Origin of the sequence: Streptomyces griseorubiginosus (assembly GCF_036345115.1) — a bacterium.
Classification (GTDB): domain Bacteria; phylum Actinomycetota; class Actinomycetes; order Streptomycetales; family Streptomycetaceae; genus Streptomyces; species Streptomyces griseorubiginosus_C.
In genome coordinates this window covers 370,799-392,652 of record NZ_CP107766.1, presented here as the reverse complement: position 1 = coordinate 392,652, position 21,854 = coordinate 370,799, and the positions used below count along the sequence as shown (strand labels likewise).

Annotated in this window: 21 protein-coding genes; 13 read left to right on the top strand and 8 right to left on the bottom strand. The window is 73.8% G+C overall.

Going from position 1 to position 21,854, the window contains the following annotated elements; genetic code table 11:
* The first annotated feature begins 39 nt into the window (after positions 1–39).
* The 3 genes from OHN19_RS01855 (at position 40) to OHN19_RS01845 (ending at position 1,861) form a co-directional block, all read left to right on the top strand.
* Positions 40–501, top strand: a complete 462-nt coding sequence (locus OHN19_RS01855; protein ID WP_330262384.1) for a hypothetical protein — start codon at positions 40–42, stop codon at positions 499–501.
* A 60-nt stretch (positions 502–561) separates the two neighbouring features.
* A complete protein-coding gene (locus OHN19_RS01850; protein WP_330262383.1) occupies positions 562–1,440 on the top strand; it encodes an SDR family oxidoreductase in 879 nt (292 codons plus the stop codon).
* A 121-nt stretch (positions 1,441–1,561) separates the two neighbouring features.
* The gene (locus tag OHN19_RS01845) at positions 1,562–1,861 is read left to right on the top strand and encodes a hypothetical protein (protein ID WP_330262382.1); all 300 of its coding nucleotides are present in this window, start codon (positions 1,562–1,564) and stop codon (positions 1,859–1,861) included.
* A gap of 130 nt (positions 1,862–1,991) precedes the next feature.
* Here OHN19_RS01845 and OHN19_RS01840 read toward each other — a convergent pair whose 3' ends face one another.
* Positions 1,992–2,918, bottom strand: a complete 927-nt coding sequence (locus OHN19_RS01840; protein ID WP_330262381.1) for a hypothetical protein — start codon at positions 2,916–2,918, stop codon at positions 1,992–1,994.
* Positions 2,919–3,310: 392 nt separating this feature from the next.
* On the opposite strand from OHN19_RS01840, the gene OHN19_RS01835 reads away from it, so the two are divergent.
* Complete coding sequence (locus tag OHN19_RS01835) at positions 3,311–4,825, top strand: FG-GAP and VCBS repeat-containing protein (RefSeq protein WP_330262380.1); 1,515 nt, start codon at positions 3,311–3,313, stop codon at positions 4,823–4,825.
* Positions 4,826–4,933: 108 nt separating this feature from the next.
* Positions 4,934–5,932, top strand: a complete 999-nt coding sequence (gene denD, locus OHN19_RS01830; RefSeq protein ID WP_330262379.1) for a D-erythronate dehydrogenase — start codon at positions 4,934–4,936, stop codon at positions 5,930–5,932.
* 26 nt (positions 5,933–5,958) lie between these two features.
* Here the strand turns inward: denD and OHN19_RS01825 are convergent, their stop codons facing one another.
* The 4 genes from OHN19_RS01825 to OHN19_RS01810 are packed head-to-tail and all read right to left on the bottom strand — an operon-like array spanning position 5,959 to position 10,935.
* Positions 5,959–6,987, bottom strand: a complete 1,029-nt coding sequence (locus OHN19_RS01825; RefSeq protein WP_330262378.1) for a DUF5914 domain-containing protein — start codon at positions 6,985–6,987, stop codon at positions 5,959–5,961.
* The gene (locus OHN19_RS01820) at positions 6,984–7,985 is read right to left on the bottom strand and encodes a phytoene/squalene synthase family protein (RefSeq protein ID WP_330262377.1); all 1,002 of its coding nucleotides are present in this window, start codon (positions 7,983–7,985) and stop codon (positions 6,984–6,986) included. The genes OHN19_RS01825 and OHN19_RS01820 overlap by 4 nt, the downstream gene beginning before the upstream one ends.
* Positions 7,982–9,520: a phytoene desaturase family protein gene (gene crtI / locus OHN19_RS01815; protein ID WP_330262376.1), complete on the bottom strand. Its 1,539-nt coding sequence runs from the start codon at positions 9,518–9,520 to the stop codon at positions 7,982–7,984. The genes OHN19_RS01820 and crtI overlap by 4 nt, the downstream gene beginning before the upstream one ends.
* Positions 9,517–10,935: a polyprenyl synthetase family protein gene (locus tag OHN19_RS01810; protein ID WP_330262375.1), complete on the bottom strand. Its 1,419-nt coding sequence runs from the start codon at positions 10,933–10,935 to the stop codon at positions 9,517–9,519. Before OHN19_RS01810 ends, crtI begins: the two co-directional genes overlap by 4 nt.
* Before the next feature lie 210 nt (positions 10,936–11,145).
* Here OHN19_RS01810 and OHN19_RS01805 point away from each other — a divergent pair, with 210 nt between their 5' ends.
* From OHN19_RS01805 to OHN19_RS01790, 4 genes are all read left to right on the top strand, one after another.
* Complete coding sequence (locus OHN19_RS01805) at positions 11,146–11,745, top strand: RNA polymerase sigma factor (protein ID WP_330262374.1); 600 nt, start codon at positions 11,146–11,148, stop codon at positions 11,743–11,745.
* Between the two features lie 202 nt (positions 11,746–11,947).
* On the top strand, positions 11,948–13,141 hold the full coding sequence (locus OHN19_RS01800) for a lycopene cyclase family protein (protein WP_330262373.1): 1,194 nt from the start codon (positions 11,948–11,950) through the stop codon (positions 13,139–13,141).
* Positions 13,142–13,188: 47 nt separating this feature from the next.
* Positions 13,189–13,920, top strand: a complete 732-nt coding sequence (locus tag OHN19_RS01795) for a methyltransferase domain-containing protein (protein WP_330262372.1) — start codon at positions 13,189–13,191, stop codon at positions 13,918–13,920.
* Entirely contained in the window at positions 13,917–15,512 is a 1,596-nt protein-coding gene (locus OHN19_RS01790) for an NAD(P)/FAD-dependent oxidoreductase (RefSeq protein ID WP_330262371.1), read from the top strand. Before OHN19_RS01795 ends, OHN19_RS01790 begins: the two co-directional genes overlap by 4 nt.
* Here the strand turns inward: OHN19_RS01790 and OHN19_RS01785 are convergent.
* Complete coding sequence (locus tag OHN19_RS01785; protein WP_330262370.1) at positions 15,499–16,728, bottom strand: PP2C family protein-serine/threonine phosphatase; 1,230 nt, start codon at positions 16,726–16,728, stop codon at positions 15,499–15,501. The genes OHN19_RS01790 and OHN19_RS01785 overlap by 14 nt on opposite strands.
* A gap of 169 nt (positions 16,729–16,897) precedes the next feature.
* On the opposite strand from OHN19_RS01785, the gene OHN19_RS01780 reads away from it, so the two are divergent.
* The 4 genes from OHN19_RS01780 (at position 16,898) to OHN19_RS01765 (ending at position 20,119) form a co-directional block, all read left to right on the top strand.
* Positions 16,898–17,596 (top strand): NADPH-dependent F420 reductase, encoded by a 699-nt coding sequence (locus OHN19_RS01780; RefSeq protein ID WP_330262369.1) that lies wholly within the window; start codon positions 16,898–16,900, stop codon positions 17,594–17,596.
* 92 nt (positions 17,597–17,688) lie between these two features.
* Entirely contained in the window at positions 17,689–18,489 is an 801-nt protein-coding gene (locus OHN19_RS01775; protein ID WP_330262368.1) for an alpha/beta hydrolase, read from the top strand.
* Positions 18,490–18,491: 2 nt separating this feature from the next.
* Entirely contained in the window at positions 18,492–19,784 is a 1,293-nt protein-coding gene (locus tag OHN19_RS01770) for a PP2C family protein-serine/threonine phosphatase (RefSeq protein WP_330262367.1), read from the top strand.
* Positions 19,781–20,119 (top strand): STAS domain-containing protein, encoded by a 339-nt coding sequence (locus OHN19_RS01765; RefSeq protein WP_330262366.1) that lies wholly within the window; start codon positions 19,781–19,783, stop codon positions 20,117–20,119. Before OHN19_RS01770 ends, OHN19_RS01765 begins: the two co-directional genes overlap by 4 nt.
* Before the next feature lie 21 nt (positions 20,120–20,140).
* Here OHN19_RS01765 and OHN19_RS01760 read toward each other — a convergent pair whose 3' ends face one another.
* Together OHN19_RS01760 and OHN19_RS01755 are read right to left on the bottom strand one after the other, a co-directional pair.
* On the bottom strand, positions 20,141–21,016 hold the full coding sequence (locus OHN19_RS01760) for an NAD-dependent protein deacetylase (protein WP_330262365.1): 876 nt from the start codon (positions 21,014–21,016) through the stop codon (positions 20,141–20,143).
* A gap of 59 nt (positions 21,017–21,075) precedes the next feature.
* Positions 21,076–21,723: an HAD family hydrolase gene (locus OHN19_RS01755; RefSeq protein ID WP_330262364.1), complete on the bottom strand. Its 648-nt coding sequence runs from the start codon at positions 21,721–21,723 to the stop codon at positions 21,076–21,078.
* Positions 21,724–21,854 lie beyond the last annotated feature (131 nt).

Sequence of the window (21,854 nt, the reverse complement as noted above, 5' to 3'; positions counted from 1 at the left end):
CACCGCCCCACCGGGGCGGCCGCACCGTCGAGGAGACCCATGAACGAGCAGGAGGAGGCCCACGACGGCCCCGACCGCGACCACCGGCGCCCCGCAGGCGTCGACGACACGACCGTCGAGGCCCTCGGGGCACTGTCCAAGGCACTGGAGACGACCGAACGGGCCAGGGGCCGGCTGTACGACTTCCACCAGATGACCGGCACCGCCGACCTGCAACTGGACCGAGCCGTAAGGCTGTTGGAGGAGGCGGGGCATCCCGAGTGGGCCGCGAAGATCCGCTCGGAGATCCTCGGCCGCAATGTCATCCCCGGGCACTGGACGTTCCAGATCGTCGAGGCCTACAACGCCACCTACTACCGGCCCTTCCAGCGGCTGGAGACGACCGCGGTGCAGGAACTCGCCCAGGGCCGGGACCACTTGTACGAGGCGGAGATGAAGGAGGAACGCCGTACATCCGGCCATCCCGACCACGTCTCCCGCCTGCCGGACCCCGAGATCTGAGAAGCCGCCCCGCCGCCCCGCCGCCCCGCCGCCCCGCCGCCCCGACGGAAGGACCCGCCCATGCACAGCAGTCCGCTCGCCGGCCGCACGGTGGTCGTCACCGGAGCGGCCCGGGGGCTGGGCGCGGCCATGGCCCGCGAAATGGCCGCCCGCGGTGCCCGGTTGGCGCTGCTGGGCCACGAGAAGGCCCTCCTGGAAACGGTCGCCGCGAGCCTGCCCGGACCCGCCCTGGCCGTCGAGGTCGACGTCACCGACCCGGACGCGCTGACCGCAGCCGCCCACGCCGTACGGGACCGCCTCGGACGCCCCTCGGCCGTCGTGGCGAACGCCGGTATCGCCGAAGGCGGCCCGTTCCTCGCCTCGACGGCGGCCGCCTGGAGCCGGGTCGTCGAGGTCAACCTCATCGGCAGCGCCCACACGGCCCGGGCGTTCCTGCCCGATCTCCTCGACACCGCGGGCTACTTCCTCCAGGTCGCCTCGCTCGCCGCCATCGGCGCGGCCCCCCTGATGAGCGCCTACTGCGCCTCCAAGTCGGGCGCCGAGGCCTTCGCGCACTCCCTGCGGGCGGAGGTGGCACACCGGGGCGTGGGCGTGGGGATCGCCTACCTCAACTGGACGGACACCGACATGATCCGCGACGCCGACCGGTACGCCGTCCTGCGGGAACTGCGCACCGCCATGCCCGGCCCGGCCGGTCGCGTGTACCCCGTCGACACAGTCGCCGCCCGGCTGGTGAAGGGCCTGGAGCGACGGCGTACGGCCGTGTACGCGCCCGCATGGCTGCGCCTGACCCAGCCGCTGCGCGCCGCCCTGCCACCGGTCGTCCTGCGCGTCGCGCGCCGCTCGCTGCCCCGCCTGGAGGCCGAGGAGCCCGTGGAGTACACCGGCCCCCTCGGCGCCGGCGGCCTCGCCGACAGCGGTCCTCGCCGGAAGAGCTGAGACACCGGCCCTCACGCGCCCGCGTGCGGGGGCGCCGGGCCGCTCCGTCACGCCCCCGCACGCTGCTCGTCCCGGGTCTCGTCCCGCGGGACGATGCGAGGAAGCGACCAAGGGGTGGGGCATGTCCGTGGTGATGTCGATGAACTGGGCCGGGGTCACGCCCGAGCAGTACGACGTGGTGCGGGAGGCCGTCGGCTGGGAGGAGTCCGCGCCGGTCGGCGGTGAGGTCCATGTGGCCTGGTTCGACGAGCGGGGCCTGCAGGTGATCGACGTCTGGGAGTCGGAGCAGGCCTTCCAGGCGTTCTTCGCGGAACGACTGGCTCCCGCGGTCGAGAAGGCCGGCATCAGCGGCGCCCCGGAGACCGGCTTCAGCCCCCTGTACCGGCGTTTCGTCGCCCCGGGAGTCTCCGGCGCCGCCTGAGAACGTACGACCGGCGCCGCGACGGCAGCTTCGCCCCGGACCCGTGTCCCGGTCACCCGGGCGTGTGTCCGGGCCCGGGGCGAAGCTGCGTCAGCGGTTCACCGCGTCGAGGTGCCCGCCGGTCACCCGGTCAGGAGCGCCGGGCGCGGCGGCGGGTGCCGTAGAGCGCTGCGGCACCCAGGGCGATCACCGCGGCGGCGCCGGCGGCTATCGGCCCGACCGGCGCGCTGGAGCCGGTCTCGGCCAGCGGCGGGGTGCTGTCGCTGGGCGAGGGCGCCGGGGCGGTCGGCGGCGTCGACTCCAGCGGCGGCACGTCCGGAGTGGTCGGCGGGGTGCTGGAGCTGGGCGGCGGGGTGGTGGACGTGGCCGGCGGGGTCGTCTCCGCGGGCGGCTCACTCGCGGGCGGGCTGCTCGGGTTGTCCGGCGTGGACGGGGAGGCCGGCGGCGTGGGGGAGCTCGGCTGCTCGGGGGTGCACGACTTGTCGCCGCCGTTCCACGCCGCGATCAGGTGGTAGGGCGTGACGACGTTGTCGGGCTGGTAGGGCGCGGGCCCGTGCCCGTCCCCCGACTTGCCGTCGTAGATGACGTCGTCGCCGTACAGGTCGATCTGCCCGTAGCAGTCGGGCGCCTTGACCGTGAGCTTCTGCCAGGTCCGCTTGGCGTCGTCGGAACCGGGGAGGTCCTCGGCGCCGAGGTAGACCGTGGCGTGGTCGACGAGCGTCTGGAGACCGGAGGTGTACCAGTTCGGTCCCTCGGTGGTGTATTCGGCCAGTGAGACCGGGTACTTGCAGCCGTCGCCGACCGTCTGCCCCGGCGCGAGCCGCACCTCGACGGTGCCGGGCGCGTCCTTCCACTGGTGGAAGCCGCCCTGGGAGGTCCAGTCGGCACCGACCGGCTTTCCGGCGGCGTCGACGAGGCGGTACTGGACCGTGGCGGACTGGCAGCCGCCGGCGGGCGTGGCGCTCGCGGCGGTGGCCCCGAACAGCGGGGTGACGGTGGCGACGAAGGCGGTGGCGGCGAAGGCGGCCGACGTTCTGGAGCGTGAAAGGCGCGTCAAGATCTGCCCTTGCGGATGAGAGTGTGGGAGGTGGCAGGACGCGAGCAGCCGGTGTCGGCGGAGAAGGGGAATGCCGTGGCCGAGCCACTCGCGTCACTTCGCTCACTTCAGTCACAGTGAGCGAGCCGCATTCTTGTCGCTCTTCACAACTTCCGTCAATCTTTCACCAGTTCAGCACGCCGATACTCATCCGGCATGCGTGGTATGCCCCGTTATCCGCAGGTCAGCCGCCTTGTCCGCCGCCCGCCGTCGCAGCCCCGCAACAGTTGTCACCGCTGTGTCACAGCAAGCGGCGACCCCACAACTCACGCCGTGCCACCCGTGTCGAACCTCGCGTCGGAACCAAGACCGTCCGACTGGCAGAGCGTCAATCTTCCACGGGGGAAACAGACATGAGCTTCACCGCGCGCACCACCCGCCGTACCGCGGGCTCCGCCGCCGTCGCGGCCGCCTCCTTCCTGCTGCTGGCGGGCGCGGGCATCCTCGCCGCACCCACCGCGTTCGCGGGCGTCCCCGGCGGCACCGCCGCCGTCGACCGCAACGACGACTTCGACGGCGACGGCTACGCCGACCTCGTCACCGGCGTCCCCGACGGCACCGTCGACGGCGAGGAAGGCGCCGGATACGTCACCGTCCAGTACGGCGCGCCCAACGGCATCGGCACCAACACCACCGTCCCCAAGGGCGAGGTCCAGCTCCTGAGCCAGTCCAGCAAGGGCGTACCCGGCACCTCCGAGACCGGCGACCGCTTCGGACAGGCGGTCGCGAGCGGCGACCTGGACGGCGACGGCTTCGACGACCTGGTCGTCGGCGCGCCCGGCGAGGACGAGGGCACCGCCGAGGACGCGGGCCGCGTGACCGTCCTGTACGGGTCGAAGACGGGCCTCGGCACCGAGCGCACCGCTAGTGTCACCGCGGCGACGCCCACCGCGGGCGCCCGGTTCGGCCTCGCGGTGGCCGCCGCCCGGTTCACCGGGGACACCGTCGCCGACCAGCTCGTCGTCCTGGACCAGAAGACCGGCCTGCACGTCTTCACGTACCACGCCGGCGTCCTGCGCCAGGTCGGCACCCCGCGCTCCACCGGACACACCCTCCAGAGCGCCTACCTCACCACCGGCGACTACGACGGCGACGGCTTCGCCGACCTCGTGGTCTCCGGATACAGCCCCGACGACGACTACGCCAAGGGCTGGTCCGCCTACTACGCGGGCGGGACCGAGGGCCTGAGCTTCCAGCGCGACCTGCACGGCGGACTGGGCACGGCCTCCGGGGACATCAACGGCGACGGCCACGACGACCTCGTCGTCGGACAGCGCGGCGGCGTGGACGAGACGGCCGGCGACGCGGACGCCCCCGGCGGTCTGGTCGGTGTCTACTACGGCGGCGGGGACGGCCTGGCCGGCACCGAGGGCCCCGGCACCGCCCCGCAGTGGTGGTCGCAGAACTCCCCGGGCGTACCCGGCGCCGCGGAGCAGGGCGACGCGTGGGGCAACGACCTGTCGGTCGCCGACGTCGACGGTGACGGCTTCGCCGACGTGGCCGTCGGGTCCCCCGGAGAGGACGCGGACGGCGAGGCCGACGCCGGCGCGGTCTGGCTGCTGCGCGGCACGCAGGACGGCCTCACCGGCAGCGGCGCCCAGTCCTTCGACCAGAACACCCCCGGCATCCCCGGCGCCGCCGAGGCCGGTGACGCCTGGGGCGCCCAGGTACGTCTGGTGGACACCGACGGCGACGGCCGCGCCGAACTCGTGGCCGCCGCCCCCGACGAGAACGCCGGCGACGGCGCCGTGTGGCTCCTCCCCGCGAGCGGCAACGGCCTGCTCGCCGACGGTTCCCGCTCCTACGGCGCGTCCGCGCTCGGCGGCAGCGCCCATGGCGCCCACTTCGGGTCCGTCGTCGACGAGTGACGGTTCGCCGATGACATCGGCGGTCGTCGGTGGGGAGCCGGGTAGGACATCGAAAGGGGTCCGGGTAGGACGTCGGTGCCACGAGCCGCCTGCGAGGGAGACGAACGGATGAGGATCGTCGTGACGGGTGCGTCCGGGTTTCTCGGGCGGCTGCTGGTCCGCGCACTGCTGCGGGCGGGGACCTTCGCGGGCAGGCCGGTCGGCCGGTTGGTCCTGGTCGACCGCGTTGCCTGGCCCGAGGCGGTGGGCGGGGCGCCGGTGCAGGTGGTGGAGGGGGAGCTGGGTGAGCACCTGGACACGGTGTTCGCCCAGCCGGTGGACGTGGTGTTCCATCTCGCCGCCGCGGTGTCGGCCGAGTGCGAGGCCGACTTCGACCTCGGGATGCGCGCCAACGTGGACGTCACCCGCGCGCTGCTGGAGGCGGCACGGGCGCAGTCCCGCTCGGGCGGACCGGTGGCGCGGCTGCTGTTCGCCGGCAGCATTGCCGTCTACGGCTCCCATCCGGACCTGCCCCTGCCACCGGCGGTCAGCGAGACGACACTGCCGGTGCCGCGGTCGAGTTACGGCACCCAGAAGCTGATGTGCGAGCACCTGATCGCGGACTGCACCCGCCGCGGCTTCGTCGACGGGCGGGTCGCGCGGCTGATGACGGTGGCGGTACGGCCGGGCAGGCCCAACGCGGCCGCCTCCGGCTTCCTGTCCGGCATCGTGCGCGAGCCGCTCGCGGGACTGCCCGCCGTCTGCCCGGTGGACCCCGCCCTGACCGTGGCCCTCTCCTCACCCCGGCGTACCGTCGCGGGCATCCTCCGGGTCGCCGAGGCGCAACGCGGCACCGGACCGGGGCGCCTCGAGGGCCCGCTGCCGGTCAACCTTCCCGGACTGACCGTCTCGGTCGCCGAGATGCTCGCCACCCTGCGGCAGGTGGCCGGTGACACCGTCGCCGACCGGGTCAGCCTCGCGCCCGACCCGGCCGTCGAGGCGATCGTCGGCTCCTGGCCGGCCGTCTTCGACCACCGGCGCGCCACCGCACTGGGCCTGGACCCCGACCCGAGCTTCCTCTCGGTACTCCAGGACTACATGGCGGACCACCCCGACGCGGTCCCCTGACGGTCGGACTGAACCCGGCGGCTCGGTCACCCCGGGAAGCGGCCCGTGGACCGCAGCAGCCAGCGGCGTTCCGCGTACGCCAGGTCGTCGCGCCACAGCCGTGCCGCTCCCGCCGTCATCACGCGGCGCAGGACCGGGCGCAGGGCGCGGGCCGCCGCGAAACCGGGGCGCTCGGAGGCGGCCACGACCGCCTCCACCACGGCGGTGCGCGGCCGGCCCGAGGCGTCCGGGCCGAGCGGAGTCACATGCGTCTCGACCACCGAACCCAGGCCCTCGCCCTCGGTGATGCGCATGAGGACCGTCCGGGGATCGGGCGTGGTGAAGACCGCCCGCACCGGCACGACCAGCCGCCCGGCCACCTTGAACGAGACGTCGACGGTGAACCCGTCCTCGCCCGCCCCCTCTTCGTCCGCGCCCTGCGCGCCGGGCGTGTCCACCACGGTCAGGTCGACGAAGGAGTACGGGTGGAACCAGGCCCCGTGCCAGGGGTCGAGGCGGTTGGCCACGACGTCCTCCGGCTCGCAGATCCCGACCACGGAGTACACGGCGGCGACGGAGCGCGACAGCTCCGGCCGGGCGGGCACGACCGGTGCCGGCGTCGGCGGTTCACCGCCCACCGGGTCCAGCCGCACCCAGACCAGCACCCCGTCGTCGTACAGCGGCAGCGGCTCCCAGCCGGCGAACGGGCCGCCGTCCAGGGCCAGTCCGTGCCAGTGGCAGACCAGGGTGCCGCAGCGCACCGGGCTGTCGGCGAGCGGCGCTCCCAGATGCGGGCAGATGCCGGGGCCTCCCGCGAGCTTGCCGTCGGCGGTGCGCCAGACGACCACTTCCTGCCCGGCCACCGTCGCCGACAGCGGCCGGTCGCCGCGTACGTCCCGTGCGGCGCCGACGACGTACCAGTTGCCGGACGGGCGCGCCTGGGCCCGCTTCAGTGCCTCGGCGATCAGGGCGGGCCGGGCCTGCCGCCAGGTCGGCCGCTGTTCCTCCCACCGCACCGGGCGGCGCCGCAGGGACAGCGGGTAGCGCCTGCGTTGCGTGTGCCGACGGGATGTCATGCGACCCTCCGCGTGGACGGGGACGTCTCGGCCGGCACACCGGACACCGGTGGTACTCCGGCCGACCTGTGCCGCAGCCGCGCAGTGCCGACCCGGACCAGGCCGTCCAGGGCCACGACGGCACGGCGGCGCCGCGGGACCACGGCTCGGCGTTGCACCGAGCGGTACCCGTCGGCGGCGACCGCGTCCAGGATGCCGCCGTACAGGACGAAGGCGGTGCGGATGCACGGGCGGGAGACCGGGGCGAGCATGGCCAGGCCCGGCTCGGCCTCGCGGTAGATCCCGCGGGTCAGCTGCTCGAACTCCCGCAGCGCCGCGGTGATCCGGCGGTCGGGCCGTCCGGTGTCCCGGCTCCAGCGCAGCAGCCGCCGGTCGACGCCGTGCGCGGCCAGCAGGTCGGCGGGCAGATAGACACGGCCGCGGTCGAGGTCCTCGCCCACGTCCCGGAGGAAGTTGGTCAGCTGGAACGCCACACCGAGGGCCGCCGCGTGCGGTGCCGCCTCCTCGCGCGGGACGACCGTGCCGAGCACCGGGAGCATCTGCAACCCGATCACCTCCGCCGAGCCGTAGGTGTAGGTGCGCAGATCGGCGTACGTGGCATAGCCCGTGATGTCGAGGTCGGCGCGCATCGCGGCCATGAAGTCGGTGAAGTGGCGGTGGTCGATGGCGTAGCGCCGCGCGGTGTCGGCCAGGGCGCGGACGACGGGTTCGGCGCTGTCGCCCGTGCGCAGTCCCGACTCCAGCTCGTGCTGGAGACGGGTCAGCCGGTCGGCGCGCTCGGCGGCGGTGGTCGTACCGTCGAGCGTGTCGACGATGTCGTCGGCCCAGCGGGCGAACCCGTACAACGCGTGCACGGCCGGCCGCCGTGCCGGCGGCAGCAGGCGGGTGGCGAGGAAGTACGTCTTGCCGTGCCGGGCGTTCAGCGTCCGGCACCGGGTGTACGACTGCCGCAGCGCCGGATCGGTGACGCCGGCCGCGTCGAGCTCACGGTCGGTCATGCCGGCCTCCGTTCCCGGGATTCCCGTACGGCGGGGCGCGCTCGCCCGGCGCGGGCACCGCCGGTGATGCGCGCCGCGGCGAGCTTGCCCGACAGCAGCACGGTCGGCACGCCGACGCCGGGTGTGGTGCCGCAGCCGGCGAGGACCGCGTTGACCGTGCCGCGCACCACGTTGCGCGGCCTGAACGGTCCGGTCTGCGCGAAGGTGTGGGCGGCGGAGAAGGGCGAGCCGGCCGCGTGGCCCTGCGCCTGCCAGTCGGCCGGGGTGACCAGGCACTCCTCCTCGATGGCGTCGGCGATGCCGTCCAGGCCGCGCCGCTGGAGTTCGGTGAGGAGGCTGTCGCGGTAGCGGGGGGCCAGCTCACGCCACTCGGCCGCGCCGGGGCCGAGGGCGGTGTTCGGGCAGGGGGCGAGGACGTAGTGCAGATGGTGGCCGGGTGGGGCGAGGCCGGGGTCGGTGGTGGTGGGGCGGGTGATGAGCAGGGACGGATCGCTCATCAGGCGGCCGGTCTCGGTGAGTTCGGAGAAGGTCCGCCGCCACGCCGTGCCGAAGGAGAGGGTGTGGTGGGCCAGCCAGGGCCAGGTGCGGTCGGTGCCGATGTGCAGGATCACGGCGGAGGGCGAGAACCGCAGCCCCACCGGGCGCCTGGGCGCGCGGCCCAGCAGCCGGTAGGTGACGGGCAGGTCGGGGGTGAGGACGACGGCGTCGCAGGCGATCCGGCCGGAGTCGGTGACGACGGCCGTGATCCGTTCCCCGGAGCGTTCCAGCCGGGTGACCGTCTCCCCGAACCGCAGCTCGGCCCCGGCGTCCGCGGCGGCGTCGGCCATCGCCCGGGGCAGGGCGTGCATGCCGCCGCGCGGGAAGTGGACGCCCGCCACCGTGTCCATGTAGGCGATGACGGCGTACGCGGCCAGGGCGCGTTCGGGCGCCACGCCCGCGTACAGGGACTGGAAGGAGAAGACGCGCCGCAGCCGCTCGTCGCTCAGGAACCGTCCGATGCGCGCGTCCAGGCGTCCGAAGCCGCCGAGGGCGGCCAGCCGGGCGAGGTCCGGGTGGAGCAGTTTCAGGGGCGAGTCGAAGTCGGCGTCGATGAACCGCCGCATCTGTACCCGGTAGAGCTTCTCCAGCCAGGTGCGAAGGCGCCGGTAGCCGTCGGCCTCGCGCGCCCCGGCGAAGCGCTCGATCTCCGCCTCCATCGCCTCGGCGCCGGTGTGGACGTCCAGGGTGCTGCCGTCGGCGAACCGGGCCCGGTAGGCCGGGTGCAGCGGCAGGAGGTCCACCCGTGCGCGCAGGCTGTCGCCCACGGCGGCGAACGCCTCGTCGGCGAGGTGCGGCATCGTCAGCACGGTGGGCCCGGTGTCGAGGTGGTAGCCGCCGCGGACCACGCGCCCGGCGCGGCCGCCGGGCAGCGCCTCGCGCTCCACCACGGTCACCCGGCGCCCGGCGCCGAGCAGATGCAGGGCGGCGGCGAGTCCGGACAGCCCCGCACCGACGACCACGACGTGGTCGGTGCGGCCGGGAACGGTACGGGTCATCGGGCGGACCTCTCGGTTGCGGTGACCGCGGTGCCGGTTTCGTCGTCGGAAGCCGCGGTGTCTCCTGGCGGTGGGGCGGGCTCTGCGCCCCCTGGCGGCGGGGGCGCGGTGTCCCCGTCGCGGGCCGCGAGTCTCGAGGACACGTCCACGACGTCGGAGGCCGTGCTGCCGGGGACGCCGGTCGCGGAGCGCAGCATGGCCTCCAAACGGCTCGCGGGCTCGGGTTCGAGCACCGCCGAGTTCAGGTGGCGGAGCCCCTGGGCCGTCAGCCTGCGGATCTTCTCCTCCACGGTGTCGCACGCGCCGGTCGCCACGAACAGGGCGCGCACCGCGGCGAGTTGGGCCTGGGAGGCGTCCGCGTGGCCGAGCGTGCGGTGCAGGACGTCGAGGGCACGCCGGTCACCGGAGGCCTCGGCCCGTGCGCGGGCCACGGCGGCCAGGTAGGTGGGCTTGCCGCTGCGGACGTCACCGCCGGCGGGCTTGCCGGTCTCGCGCGGGTCCCCGAAGACGTCGAGGAGGTCGTCCCGCAGCTGGAACGCCAGCCCCACGCAGCGGCCCGCCGAGCACAGGGCCCGGGTGGCGTCGGGAGCGGCCCCGGCGAGAGCCGCCCCCAGCGCGAGCGGGCGCTCCACGGAGTACAGGGCGCTCTTGAGACAGGCCGCCCGGACGGCCCGGGCCAGCGACCGTTCCGCGGTGGCCTCACCCTGCACGTCCAGGTACTGCCCGGCCACCATCTCCGTCCGCATGGCCCGCCACAGCTCCCGTACCCGCCGTGCCGTGGCCCGCGGCAGTTCCGTGTCCGCGATGACGTCGTCCGCCCAGGCCAGGGCCAGGTCACCGGCGAGGATCGCCGAAGCCTCCCCGAGGCGCGCGCCGTGCGGCCCGTCGGCGTACTGCTGCGCCACGTCGACGTGCAGCGCCGGCCGCCCGCGGCGCGAGCGCGCGCCGTCCATCACGTCGTCGTGGACCAGGGCGCAGGTCTGGATCAGCTCCAGCGCCGCTCCGATCCGCAGCGCCGCGTGGGTCTGCCAGGGCTCGGCGCCACCGCAGGCCCGCAGCGCCCACCACACGAAGCGGGAGCGGCCGAGCTTGCCGCCGCCCTGGGTGAAGCGGGCGACCCGGGTGGCCAGGTCCGCGCCGAAGAGCGGGTCCACGGCCTCCGCCGCGGCCACCTGCCCGGCGAGCAGGTCGCCGAGCACCGTGCGCACCGCGCCGGTGACGTCCGCGTCCACGGCGCGCGGGTCGTCCCCGTACGCCGGGCGCGTCGCGGGCGGCGTTGCGCGCACCCCGTCGTCGCGGCCGTGGTCCCGCTCTCCGGCCGCCCGCCGCGCCGGAGCGGGGGAGACGTGTTCGGCGTCCGGGTCCGCGCACGGATGTCGGTCCGCGCGGTGATCCTTCGCCACGGTGGAGCTCATGCCGGTTCCCCTCATAGAGACCCTCGTGATCAGAGCTGGCGTCGTCATGACCGGTTCGCCCCCGGAAGGGGAGTCGGATGCGGGCGGTCGAAAACCGCTCGCGGCAATTCGATGCAGAGTCGATGCGAGTTGTTCCTCCCTGGTCGAAGCCGCAGGGTGAAAGAGCTGCGGTCGCTCTCGGCGACCACCAGGCCCAGCGGAGGAGTGACGATGACGACCGCACAGCGAACCGGCGCGGACCTCGACGACGGCGTCGACGACAGCGCGCTCGTGGACGGGTTCCTCAGCGGGGACGAGGCATGCCTCACGGTCGTGCACCGCCGTTGGGGCCCGCTCGTGCACGCCCTCGCCCGGCGCTCGCTGGGGGACGCCAGAGAGGCCGAGGACGTCACCCAGCTGGTGTTCCTCGCCGCGTGGCGGGGCCGGGCCGGATTCGCCCCGGATCGCGGCACCCTGCCCGGCTGGCTCACCGGCATCGCCCGGCGCAAGATCGCCGACGCACTCGCGGCCCGCACCCGCCGTTCCGAACTCGTCGCAGCCGCCGGCGCCCAGCTGCTGCTGCGGGCCGAGGACGAGGCGGTACTGCCGGAGACGGCCATAGACCGGGTCCTGCTCGCCGACGAGATGGCCCACCTGCCGCCCCCGCAGCGCCGGGTGCTCAACCTCGCCTTCTACGACGACCTCACCCAGACCCAGATCGCCGAGCTCACCGGCTGGCCCCTGGGGACGGTCAAGAGCCACGCCCGCCGCGGCCTGCGCCGCCTCGCCGGCCGGCTGGGCGCGGACGATCCGGCCGAGTGCGCCGCGTGACACCGACGCACAATCGATGCATCACTCCAACGGCCTCACTGAGAACGCGAAACAGGTGAGGACCGCATCCACCGGGGTACCGCGACCGGAACACCGCCGCGGAGCAGCGCGAGCCAGGACCACCACGGCAGCGGCCGTCACGGAAGTACCGGCCACCACAACCGCGGAAGTACGGCGACACCACGGAGGGAGTGAGCCGGACGTGCACGAGGCCGACGTCGCCATCGTCGGAGCGGGGGCCGCGGGACTGTCCCTCGCCCACCGTCTCACCCGGCCCGCCCCCGGTACCCGGCGCCTGTCCGTCGTCCTGCTGGACGCCCCGCCCGGACCCCTGCGCCCGCCCCGGCGCACCTGGTGCTTCTGGGAGAGCGGCCGCGGACCCTACGACGCCGCGGTCACCCGGTCCTGGCGGCACCTGCGGGTGCACCGGCCCACGGGGGAGCCGATCGAGCACGACATCTCCCCCCTGCGCTACAAGATGATCCGCTCGGACGACTTCGAGGCACTGATCGAGCACGACCTCGCGGACAGCGGCCAGGTGCGACGCGTCGAGGCGGCGGTCGAGAGCATCGAGTCACTCCCCGAGGGCGCGTGTGTCCACGCCCGTACGGCCGACGGGCACCCCGACGCCGTACGCGCGCGCTGGGTGTTCGACTCCCGGCCGCTGGGCAGCCTGCCGGCCGCCCGCACCACCCTGCTCCAGCACTTCCACGGCTGGTTCGTCCGCACCGACCACCGCGCCTTCGACCCGGACCGCGTCGAGTTCATGGACCTGCGCACCCCCCAGCCCGCGCAGGGCCTCTCCTTCGGGTACGTCCTGCCCACCGGCCCGGGGCAGGCCCTGGTCGAGTACACGGAGTTCTCCCCGGCGGTCCTGTCCGCCGACGCGTACGACGAGGCACTGCGGCACTACACCGGCAGCGTGCTCGGTCTGGACGACTTCGAGGTGACCGGCACCGAGACGGGCGTCATCCCGATGACCGACGCGCGGTTCGCGCGCCGGACCGCCGCGTCCGTCTTCCGGATCGGGGCGGCCGGTGGCGCCACCCGCCCCGCGACCGGCTACACCTTCGCCGGTGTGCAGCGCCAGACCGCGGCCGTCGCGGCGGCCCTGCGCCAGGGCCGGCGTCCCGTGCCGCCGCTGCCCCACTCGGCCCGCGCCCGCGCCATGGACGCCGTCCTGCTGCACGCCCTCGACAGCGGCCTGGTCAACGGCGCGGACTTCTTCTCCCGCCTGTTCGCCAGCGTCCCCCTGCCCCGCCTCCTGCGCTTCCTGGACGGCGGGACCCGCCTGCACGAAGAACTCGCCATCGGCCTGCGCACCCCCGTACTGCCCATGCTGCGCGCCGCCACGCGCGTACCCCGGCTCCCGCCCCGCCCCTTCCCCGGCCCCTGACCCACGTTTCCGACGCACCGCCCCCGACGCCCTCACCAGGAGGCAGCATGACCCTGCTGCGTGACGCAGACCTGGCCGCCGCCTTCGACCACGCGGCGCACAGTTACGACGCACTCGTGGCCGCCAACCCCGGCTACCACGCCCATCTGCGCCGCTCGGCCCGCCGACTCGGGCTCCCGCACCCGGGGACGGGCCTGCGCGTCCTGGACCTCGGTTGCGGGACCGGCGCCTCCACCGCCGCGCTCGCCCGGGTGCTGCCCGGCGCCGACATCACGGCCGTGGACGCCTCCTCCGGCATGCTGGACCGCGCCAGGGCCAAGCCGTGGCCCGGCGGGGTCAGGTTCGTGTGCGCTCCCGCCGAGGGCCTCGCGGCGGCGGGTGTCACCGGGCCCTTCGACGCGGTGTTCGCCGCCTACCTCTTCCGCAACGTCGCCGACCCGGACGCCGTCCTGGACGCCGTCCACGACCTGCTGGCCCCGCACGGCCGGCTCGCCGTGCACGAGTACACCCTCAGCGGCCACCCGCTCCACCGCGCCGTGTGGACGGCCGTGAGCCGGGGACTGGTGCTGCCCGTCGCCACCGCCCTCGGGGACGGCGACCTCTACCGCCATCTGTGCCGCAGTGTCGTCGACTTCGACACCGTCGACCGGTTCACGGACCGCGTCCGCGCCCGGGGGTTCGACCAGGTGCGGGCCCTGCCGCTGCCCGGCTGGCAGACCGGCATCACCCACACCGTCGTCGCCCGCCGCGCCACCCCGCCCGCCCGGGGCGCACGGTGAGCGCCGCCCGCCCCGGGCGGGACCGCCGCGCCGTCCTGCTGCCCCCGCCGCCCGGAGCGAGCCGGGTCGGCGGCCGCTCGCGCAGCACCGCCGTCGTGGGCGGCGGCATCGCGGGCATCGCCGCCGCCACGGCACTCGCCGAACGGGGTGTGCGGGTCACGCTCTACGAGCGCGAGCCCTACCTGGGCGGCCGCGTGGGCGGCTGGAGCACCGAGCTGTACGACGGCTCGAGCGCGACGATGAGCCGCGGCTTCCACGCGTTCTTCCGTCAGTACTACAACCTGCGCGCCCTGCTCCGCCGTACCGATCCCCTCCTGGGACGCCTCACCGGCCTGCCCGACTATCCGCTCGTGCACCGCGACGGGCTGCACGACAGCTTCCGCAGAGTGCCGCGCACGCCACCGCTGAGCGCACTGGGCTTCGTGGCACTGAGCCCGTCCTTCCGCTGGCGGGACCTGGCACGGATGAACCCCGTCGCCGCCCTGCCGCTTCTCGACGTCAGCGTCCCCGAGGTCTACGCCGAACTGGACGGGGTGAGCGCCGACGACTTCCTGCACTCGCTGCGCTTCCCGGCCGCCGCCCGCCACCTGGCCTTCGAGGTCTTCTCCCGCAGCTTCTTCGCCGACCCCCGCGAGCTCTCGGCCGCCGAGATGGTCCTGATGTTCCACATCTACTTCCTCGGCAGCTCCGAGGGGCTCCTCTTCGACGTCCCCGTAGACCCCTTCCCGACCGCCCTGTGGGACCCCCTCGCCGAGAACCTGTCCCGCCACGGCGCCGACCTGCGCCCGTCCACCCCCGTCGAGAGCGTCACGCCCACCGCCGACGGCACCTTCACCGTCGCCACCGACCGGGAGGAGCTGCCGTACGACAGCGTCGTCCTGGCCCTCGACACGGGCGGGCTGCGCTCCCTGGTCGGCCGCTCGCCCCGGCTCGGGGACCCGGCCTGGCGTGAACGGATCTCCCGCCTGCGCACCGCCCCGCCCTTCCTCGTCTCCCGCCTCTGGCTCGACCGCCCCGTCGCCCCCGACCGGCCCGGGTTCCTGGGCACGGCCGGGTACGGCTCGCTGGACAACGTCAGCGTCCTGGAGCGGTGGGAGCGGGAGGCCGCTGCCTGGTCCACCCGCACCGGCGGCTCGGTGGTCGAACTCCACGGCTACGCGCTGCCGGAGCACACCGACCCCGACACCGAGGCCCGGCACCTGATCGCACGCCTCCACGACGTCTACCCCGAGACCCGCGACGCGCGGATCCTCGACGCACGCCACGAATGGCGCCGGGACTGCCCCCTGTTCCCCGTCGGCGGCTACGCGGACCGCCCCGGCGTGCGGACACCGCAACAGGGCCTGGTGCTCGCCGGTGACCTGGTGCGCACGGACCTCCCGGTGGCTCTGATGGAACGCGCCGCCACCAGCGGCTTCCTCGCGGCGAACGCCCTGCTGCAATCGTGGGCGGTACGAGGTCACCCCGTGTGGACCGTCCCCGACGGCAGCCGCGGCCGGGTCCTGGGAGCCCTGGCGTCGGTCCGGCGCGGGAAGAACGGCACGGCCGTCACCGCGTTGCGTCCGACGGCCCGCCGCGTCACAGGCGGATGACCACCAGGGCGGTGTCGTCGGCGTTGCCCGTGGGCGGCAGCAGCTCGGCGAGCAGCGCGTCGGCCAAATCCTCGGGGCCAGCGTCGCGATGCCGGGTGAGCGAGTCGGCCAGACGGTCCAGGCCGATGTCGATGTCCTCGGTACGGCGCTCGATCAGACCGTCCGTGTAGAGGACCAGCGTGGCGCCGTCGACGAAGGGCGCACTGGCCTCGGGGCGCACCGAGTGCTCGACGCTCGCGCCGAGCGGCGGGTCGGTGGCCCGGTCCAGGAAAGTCACCGTGCCGTCGGGGTGCAGCAGGGCGGGCGGAAGATGGCCCGCGCTGCTGTAGGTGAGGGTGTGGCTGCCCCAGTCGACGAAGGCCGTCGCCGCCGTGGTCGACTCGGCGCCCTCGACGGAGCGGGCGTACAGCCCGAGGGCCTCCAGAGCCCGGGCGGGACCGTCGGCGACCAGGGTGGCGGCGCTCAGCGCGCTGCGCAGCTGGCCCATGACACAGGCGGCCGCCAGGCCGTGGCCGACCACGTCACCGACGGCCACCGCCAGGCAGTCGTCGGGCAGGTCGACCAGGTCGTACCAGTCACCGCACACGTTCAGGGCGCCCACGGCGGGCCGGTAGCGCACGGCCGCCTCGCGGCGCCCCAGGGGGCCGGGGGCGGGCAGCAGTGCCTCCTGAAGGGCCAGGGCCACCTCGCGTTCGCGGGCGTGCGCCTTGCGCAGGCGTTCGTTGACCTCCTGGAGCTCCCGGGCCCGGGTGTACAGCTCGGCCTCCAGCACCCGTGCCCGGCTGTCGCCGCCCGGCCCGCCGCGGTGCCGGATGAGTTCGGTGACCTCCTCCACCCGGTGCACGAGCAGCGTCACCTTCCCGTCGGCGCCGAGGACGGGGGCGTTGACCGGGCTCCAGAAGTGCTCCTCCCAGTGACCGGGCCGCTGCGGATCCTCGATGTCGTAGCGCAGCACCGCCATGGTGTCCCGCTCACCGGTGGCCACCGCACGCAGCATCGACTCCCGGGTCTCCCGCATTCCGGCCGCGGCGTCGTCGTGCGGATTCTCCGGGAACACGTCGAAGATGTAGCGGCCGACGAGTTGCTCGCGGGCGCGACCGGTGATCCGTACGAAGTCGTCGTTGACGTCCACGTACACCAGCTCCGGCGTCAGCAGCGCCACCATGCCGGGCAGGGCGCGGAAGACCGCCGCGTGGTCGATCTGCGGTTCCCTCATGTGCAGCCTGCCTCGAAGCGAGCCATCATGATGTGATTTTCCACGATAGAGGGGATCAGGCGGACGTATCGACCACTACTGTCGGCAGGCGACGGGCCACGACCCGGTTCGCCGTCGTGGTGGCAGGCACCCCTCCCGATCACCCGAGCTCGCGAAAGGACCCACTCGAATGAGTTACGCAGTCCTTGGCACCGGCATCGTCGGCCGGACCGTGGCGGCCAAGCTCGCTTCCCTCGGCCACGAGGTCGTCATCGGCACCCGCGACCCCGCGGCCACCCTCGCCCGGACCGAACCCGACGCCATGGGCAACCCGCCCTTCGGGCAGTGGCACGCCGAGCACCGCCAGGTGCGCCTCGCGACCTTCGCGGAGGCCGCGGCTGCGGGAGAAACGATCGTCAACGCCACGGCCGGCGGACAGAGCATCGAAGTGCTCCTGGCGGCCGGTGCGCGCAACCTGAGCGGCAAGGTCCTGATCGACATCGCCAACCCGCTCGACTTCTCCGCCGGGATGCCACCGACGCTCGACCCGGTCAACACCGACAGCCTCGGCGAGCGCATCCAGCGGGCCTTCCCCGACGCGATGGTGGTGAAGACCCTCAACACCATGAACTGTTTCGTCATGGTCGATCCGGCCAGGGTGGCCGGGGAGCACACCGTGTTCGTCAGCGGGGACGACACCGGCGCCAAGAAGGCCGTCACCGCGCTGCTGGGCTCCTTCGGGTGGCCGGAGTCCAGCGTCATCGACCTGGGCGACATCAGCAGCGCCCGTGGCGCCGAGATGCTCCTGCCGATCTGGCTGCGCCTCTACGGCACCTTCGGCCACGGCGACTTCAACTTCCACGTGCAGGGCGCCCGCCCGGGGGTCTGAGCCACGCCCCCCGCTCCCCGTCCCGAGCCGCACCCCCGCTCTCCGGTACCGCGCGTCACGGGGTGCGGGTGCGACTTGAGAGACTGTCCGGTATGGACATCGCGAGCAGAAACCACGTGACCGTCACCGGTAACCCCCAGGGGCCGACGGTGGTGCTGGCCCATGGCTTCGGCTGCGACCAGAACATGTGGCGGCTGACGGTGCCCGCGCTGGCCGACGACTACCGCGTGGTGCTGTTCGACTACGTGGGTTCGGGCCGCTCGGACGCCTCCGCGTTCTCCGAGGACCGGTACTCCTCCCTGGAGGGGTACGCCCGGGACGTCGTGGAGGTGTGCGAGGCGCTCGACCTGCGGGACGCCGTGTTCGTGGGTCACTCCGTCAGCGCGATGATCGGGGTGCTGGCGGCCGGCCTGGCGCCCGACCGGATCGGCGCCCTCGTGATGGTCGCCCCCTCCCCGCGCTACATCGACGACGAGGGCTACCGGGGCGGTTTCAGCGCCGAGGACATCGACGAGCTGCTGGCCTCGCTGGAGGCCAACTACCTCGGCTGGTCGGCCGCGATGGCCCCGGTGATCATGGGCAACGCGGACCGGCCCGCACTGGGCGACGAACTCCGCAACAGCTTCTGCGCCACCGACCCCGACATGGCACGCGTCTTCGCCCGGACCACGTTCCTGTCGGACTCGAGGGACGACCTCAAGGGCGTGACCGTGCCGACCCTGATCCTGGAGTGCACCCAGGACGTCATCGCCCCGCGGGAGGTCGGAGCCTTCGTCCACCGGGCGGTCCCCGGCTCGACCCTGGTCACCCTCGACGCCACCGGACACTGCCCGCACCTGTCCGCGCCCGACGCCACCAACCAGGCGATCACCGACTTCCTCGCGAGCCTGTGATGATGTGCCGCGCCGGCCAGCAACCCGACCCGCAGGACGCCGACGGCGAGCAGGTGACGGACGCCGCGTTCGCCGCGCTGCTGGAGGACGGAGCCGAGGACCTGTACGAGAACGCGCCCTGCGGATACCTCTCCACGCTGATGGACGGCACCGTAGCGAAGATCAACACCACGCTGCTGGACTGGCTCGGCCTGGAGCGGGAGGACGTGGTGGGCCGGATGCGGTTCACCGACCTGCTGACCATGGGCGGCAAGCTGTACCACGAGACGCACTTCGGACCGCTGCTGCGGATGCAGGGCGAGATCAGCGGCATAGCCCTGGAGATGAAGCAGACCGGCGGCGGCCGGATGCCCGTGCTGGTCTCGTCCGCGGTCAAGCACGGCACCACCGGGCAGCCGCTGCTGATCCGCACCACCGTCTTCGACGGCCGGGACCGCCGCGCCTACGAGGAGGAACTCCTGCGCCGCCGGGAAGTGGCCGAGGAGGCTCGCCGGCAGGCGGAGGCCGACCGAACCCGGCTCCAGGAGGCGCTCGCGGTCCTCCAGCAGTCGCTGCTGCCGGACACCCTGCCCGAGGTACCAGGGGTGCGGACGGCCGCCCACTACCACACGGCCTCGCCCGACCGGCTGGGCGGCGACTTCTACGACGTCTTCGCCATCGACGGCAAACGCTTCGGGTTCTTCCTCGGCGACGTGTGCGGCAAGGGCCCGCAGGCCGCGGCCCTCACCTCGCTGACCCGCTACACCCTGCGCGCCGCCGCGGTCCACGACCCCGAACCCGTCTCCGCCCTCACCACCCTGAACAAGGTGCTCCACGAGCGCTACGCCGCGAGCGGCGACCCCCGCTACTGCACCGCCGTGTACGGCACCCTCGAGCCCGATCCCGCGACCGGCCGACTGGCCGTCCACCTCGCCTCGGGTGGCCACCCCCCGGTCATCGTCCTGCGCGCGGACGGCACGGCCGACTTCCTGCGCACGCCCGGCGGCCTGCTCGTCGGCATCCTGCCGTCGGCGCCCTTCACCACCGCCACGACGGTGCTCGGCCCCGGCGACACGCTCCTCCTCTACACGGACGGCCTCACCGAGGCCCGCACCGGCCAGGACCGCACCGGTCTCTACGGCGACGAGGCGCTCCTCGCCTTCGTCACCGCCCACGCGGGCAAGAGCCCGCACTCCGTCATCGAGGCCCTGACCGGCCTCCTGGACAGCTTCGGTGACGGCCTCGACGACGACACCGCCCTGCTCGCCATCGGCGTCCCCGCCGCCGACGACCCCCGGACGAGAAACGAACGATGAGCCCGCTGAACATCACGACCCGAGACGCCGCGACCGGTCCTGTTGTGGAGATCGCCGGCGAACTCGACTACGCCAACGTCTCCGCACTGCAGAAGCGCCTGGACGCCCTAGCCCTCGGCCCTGGACAACGCCTGGTCCTGGACATGAGGGGGCTGGAGTTCTGCGACTCCAGCGGCATCACGGCCCTGCTCGCCGCCCGCTCCCGCGCCGAGACCGTCCAGGCCGACATCGCGCTGGCCGCCGTACCGCCGAACATGCTGCGCGTGCTGCGCATCGTCGGCCTCGACCAGATCTTCACCATCCACCCCGACAGCGAGACGGCCACCCGTCCCTGACCCGCCGGGGCGCACACGGGCTCAGAGGTTCAGCCGGTCCGCGACCGCGGACAGGGCGGTGCCCAGCGGGAGGCCGACGCGGGTGTGGGCGAGCGCGTCACCGCGGGTGGGATCCCGGTTGACGATCAGGACCGGCTTGTCGGCCTGAGCCGCCTGACGGACGAACCGGAGCCCGGACATCACCGTGAGCGAGGAGCCGAGGACCAGCACCGAACTCGCCTCACGGACCAGCCCGCGGCAGTGCTCGATCCGCTGGAGGGGCACCGACTCGCCGAAGAAGACGACGTCGGGCTTGAGGATCCCGCCGCAGTCCGTGCAGGGCAGGACACGGAAGCCGGCGACCTGTTCGTCGGAGAGGTCGGCGTCGCCGTCCGGGTTGATCCCGGCGGCCACCGGCGCGAATCCCGCGTTGGCCGCTTCCAGCCGCACGGCGAGGTCACCACGCGGGGTCATGGCGTCACAGTCGAGGCAGCGGACCCTCGCCAGGCTCCCGTGCAGTTCCACGACCCCCTCGCTGCCGGCGGCCTGGTGCAGGCCGTCGACGTTCTGGGTGATCACGCCCGAGAGCAGACCGTGCCGGGCGAACGCGGCCACGGCCGTGTGCCCGTCGTTCGGACGGGCGCGACCGAAGGTACGCCACCCCAGATGACTGCGCGCCCAGTATCTTCGCCGGGCCTGCGGGGAGGCGGTGAAGTCCTGGTACGTCATCGGCGTGTGGCGGGTCAGACTGCCGCCCGCGCCCCGGTAGGCGGGGATGCCCGACTCCGTGGAGATGCCCGCCCCGGTGATCACCAGCACCCCGCCGGCGCTCAGCGCGTCGACCACGGGCCGCAGATCGGTGGTCCCCGGAGGCAGGTCCGCGGGTGGGGTCCAGTGGAGCGTGGGACGCGTGCGCATGCGTGCCAGGGTACGGAACCGGGGGCTGAGCCGGCGTCGATGCGGAGCCGGCCCTGGCGCTACGCCGAGTCCTCCGCGAGCAGGTAGTCGATGGCGCCGACGACGTCCTGGACCGTGTGGTGCGGCGTGAGCAGCCCTTCGGGCCAGGGGCGGCCGGTGACCCAGATGGTGCGCAGCCCCGCCTCGTGGCCCCCGACGATGTCGGTCTCGGGATTGTCGCCGGTCATCCAGTCGCCGGGGCTGAGCTGCGTCCCGCAGCGTGCGGCGGCCAGTTCGAACAGCCGCGGGTCGGGTTTGCGGATGTCGATGTCGCCGGACGCCGCGATCCCGTCGATCAGGTCGGCGAGCCCGGTGGCCTGGATCTTGGCCCGCTGGATGTCGCTGGCGCCGTTCGTGGCCACGCCGACGCTCCAGCCCGCCCCCTTTAGCCGCTCCAGGCTGTTGAGGACGGCGGGGCGGCAGTGCACCGAGGACGCCATGCGGTCGATGTAGACACGCCACAGATGGTCGGCGCTCTCCCGGACCGGGAAGGTGGCGCGCAGCCGGTCGAAGTCGGCCCGCTCGGCGTGGTCGGCCAGCTCGGTCAGCAGCCACTGCTCGACCTCGGGGCCGTAGCCGTGGTCGCCGCTCAGGCTGGTGACGGCGTCGGCGAAGGCGCCGCTGCGGTCGACCAGGGTCCCGTCCAGATCGAAGATCGCGAGTCTCACGCTGTCGGACCCTACTTGCCGCAACGGACATCCGGTACGGGTCCGCCGCGCGGGGCGGTGAGTTCGGGCGGGCGACGGGCAAAGTCCTTGTCTTCTTCCGACCCATTGTGTTGAGCCAACTGCCCCCCTAC

Excerpts from the sequence above, each read along its gene's own strand:
- crtI (WP_330262376.1), bottom strand. The coding sequence starts at position 9,520 with ATGACCCGTACCGTTCCCGGCCGCACCGACCACGTCGTGGTCGTCGGT.
- OHN19_RS01785 (WP_330262370.1), bottom strand. The coding sequence starts at position 16,728 with ATGAGGGAACCGCAGATCGACCACGCGGCGGTCTTCCGCGCCCTGCCC.
- OHN19_RS01795 (WP_330262372.1), top strand. The coding sequence starts at position 13,189 with ATGACCCTGCTGCGTGACGCAGACCTGGCCGCCGCCTTCGACCACGCG.
- OHN19_RS01765 (WP_330262366.1), top strand. The coding sequence starts at position 19,781 with ATGAGCCCGCTGAACATCACGACCCGAGACGCCGCGACCGGTCCTGTT.
- OHN19_RS01770 (WP_330262367.1), top strand. The coding sequence starts at position 18,492 with ATGTGCCGCGCCGGCCAGCAACCCGACCCGCAGGACGCCGACGGCGAG.
- OHN19_RS01775 (WP_330262368.1), top strand. The coding sequence starts at position 17,689 with ATGGACATCGCGAGCAGAAACCACGTGACCGTCACCGGTAACCCCCAG.
- OHN19_RS01855 (WP_330262384.1), top strand. The coding sequence starts at position 40 with ATGAACGAGCAGGAGGAGGCCCACGACGGCCCCGACCGCGACCACCGG.
- OHN19_RS01835 (WP_330262380.1), top strand. The coding sequence starts at position 3,311 with ATGAGCTTCACCGCGCGCACCACCCGCCGTACCGCGGGCTCCGCCGCC.
- OHN19_RS01845 (WP_330262382.1), top strand. The coding sequence starts at position 1,562 with ATGTCCGTGGTGATGTCGATGAACTGGGCCGGGGTCACGCCCGAGCAG.
- OHN19_RS01780 (WP_330262369.1), top strand. The coding sequence starts at position 16,898 with ATGAGTTACGCAGTCCTTGGCACCGGCATCGTCGGCCGGACCGTGGCG.
- OHN19_RS01805 (WP_330262374.1), top strand. The coding sequence starts at position 11,146 with ATGACGACCGCACAGCGAACCGGCGCGGACCTCGACGACGGCGTCGAC.
- OHN19_RS01760 (WP_330262365.1), bottom strand. The coding sequence starts at position 21,016 with ATGCGCACGCGTCCCACGCTCCACTGGACCCCACCCGCGGACCTGCCT.
- denD (WP_330262379.1), top strand. The coding sequence starts at position 4,934 with ATGAGGATCGTCGTGACGGGTGCGTCCGGGTTTCTCGGGCGGCTGCTG.
- OHN19_RS01810 (WP_330262375.1), bottom strand. The coding sequence starts at position 10,935 with ATGAGCTCCACCGTGGCGAAGGATCACCGCGCGGACCGACATCCGTGC.
- OHN19_RS01850 (WP_330262383.1), top strand. The coding sequence starts at position 562 with ATGCACAGCAGTCCGCTCGCCGGCCGCACGGTGGTCGTCACCGGAGCG.
- OHN19_RS01825 (WP_330262378.1), bottom strand. The coding sequence starts at position 6,987 with ATGACATCCCGTCGGCACACGCAACGCAGGCGCTACCCGCTGTCCCTG.
- OHN19_RS01820 (WP_330262377.1), bottom strand. The coding sequence starts at position 7,985 with ATGACCGACCGTGAGCTCGACGCGGCCGGCGTCACCGATCCGGCGCTG.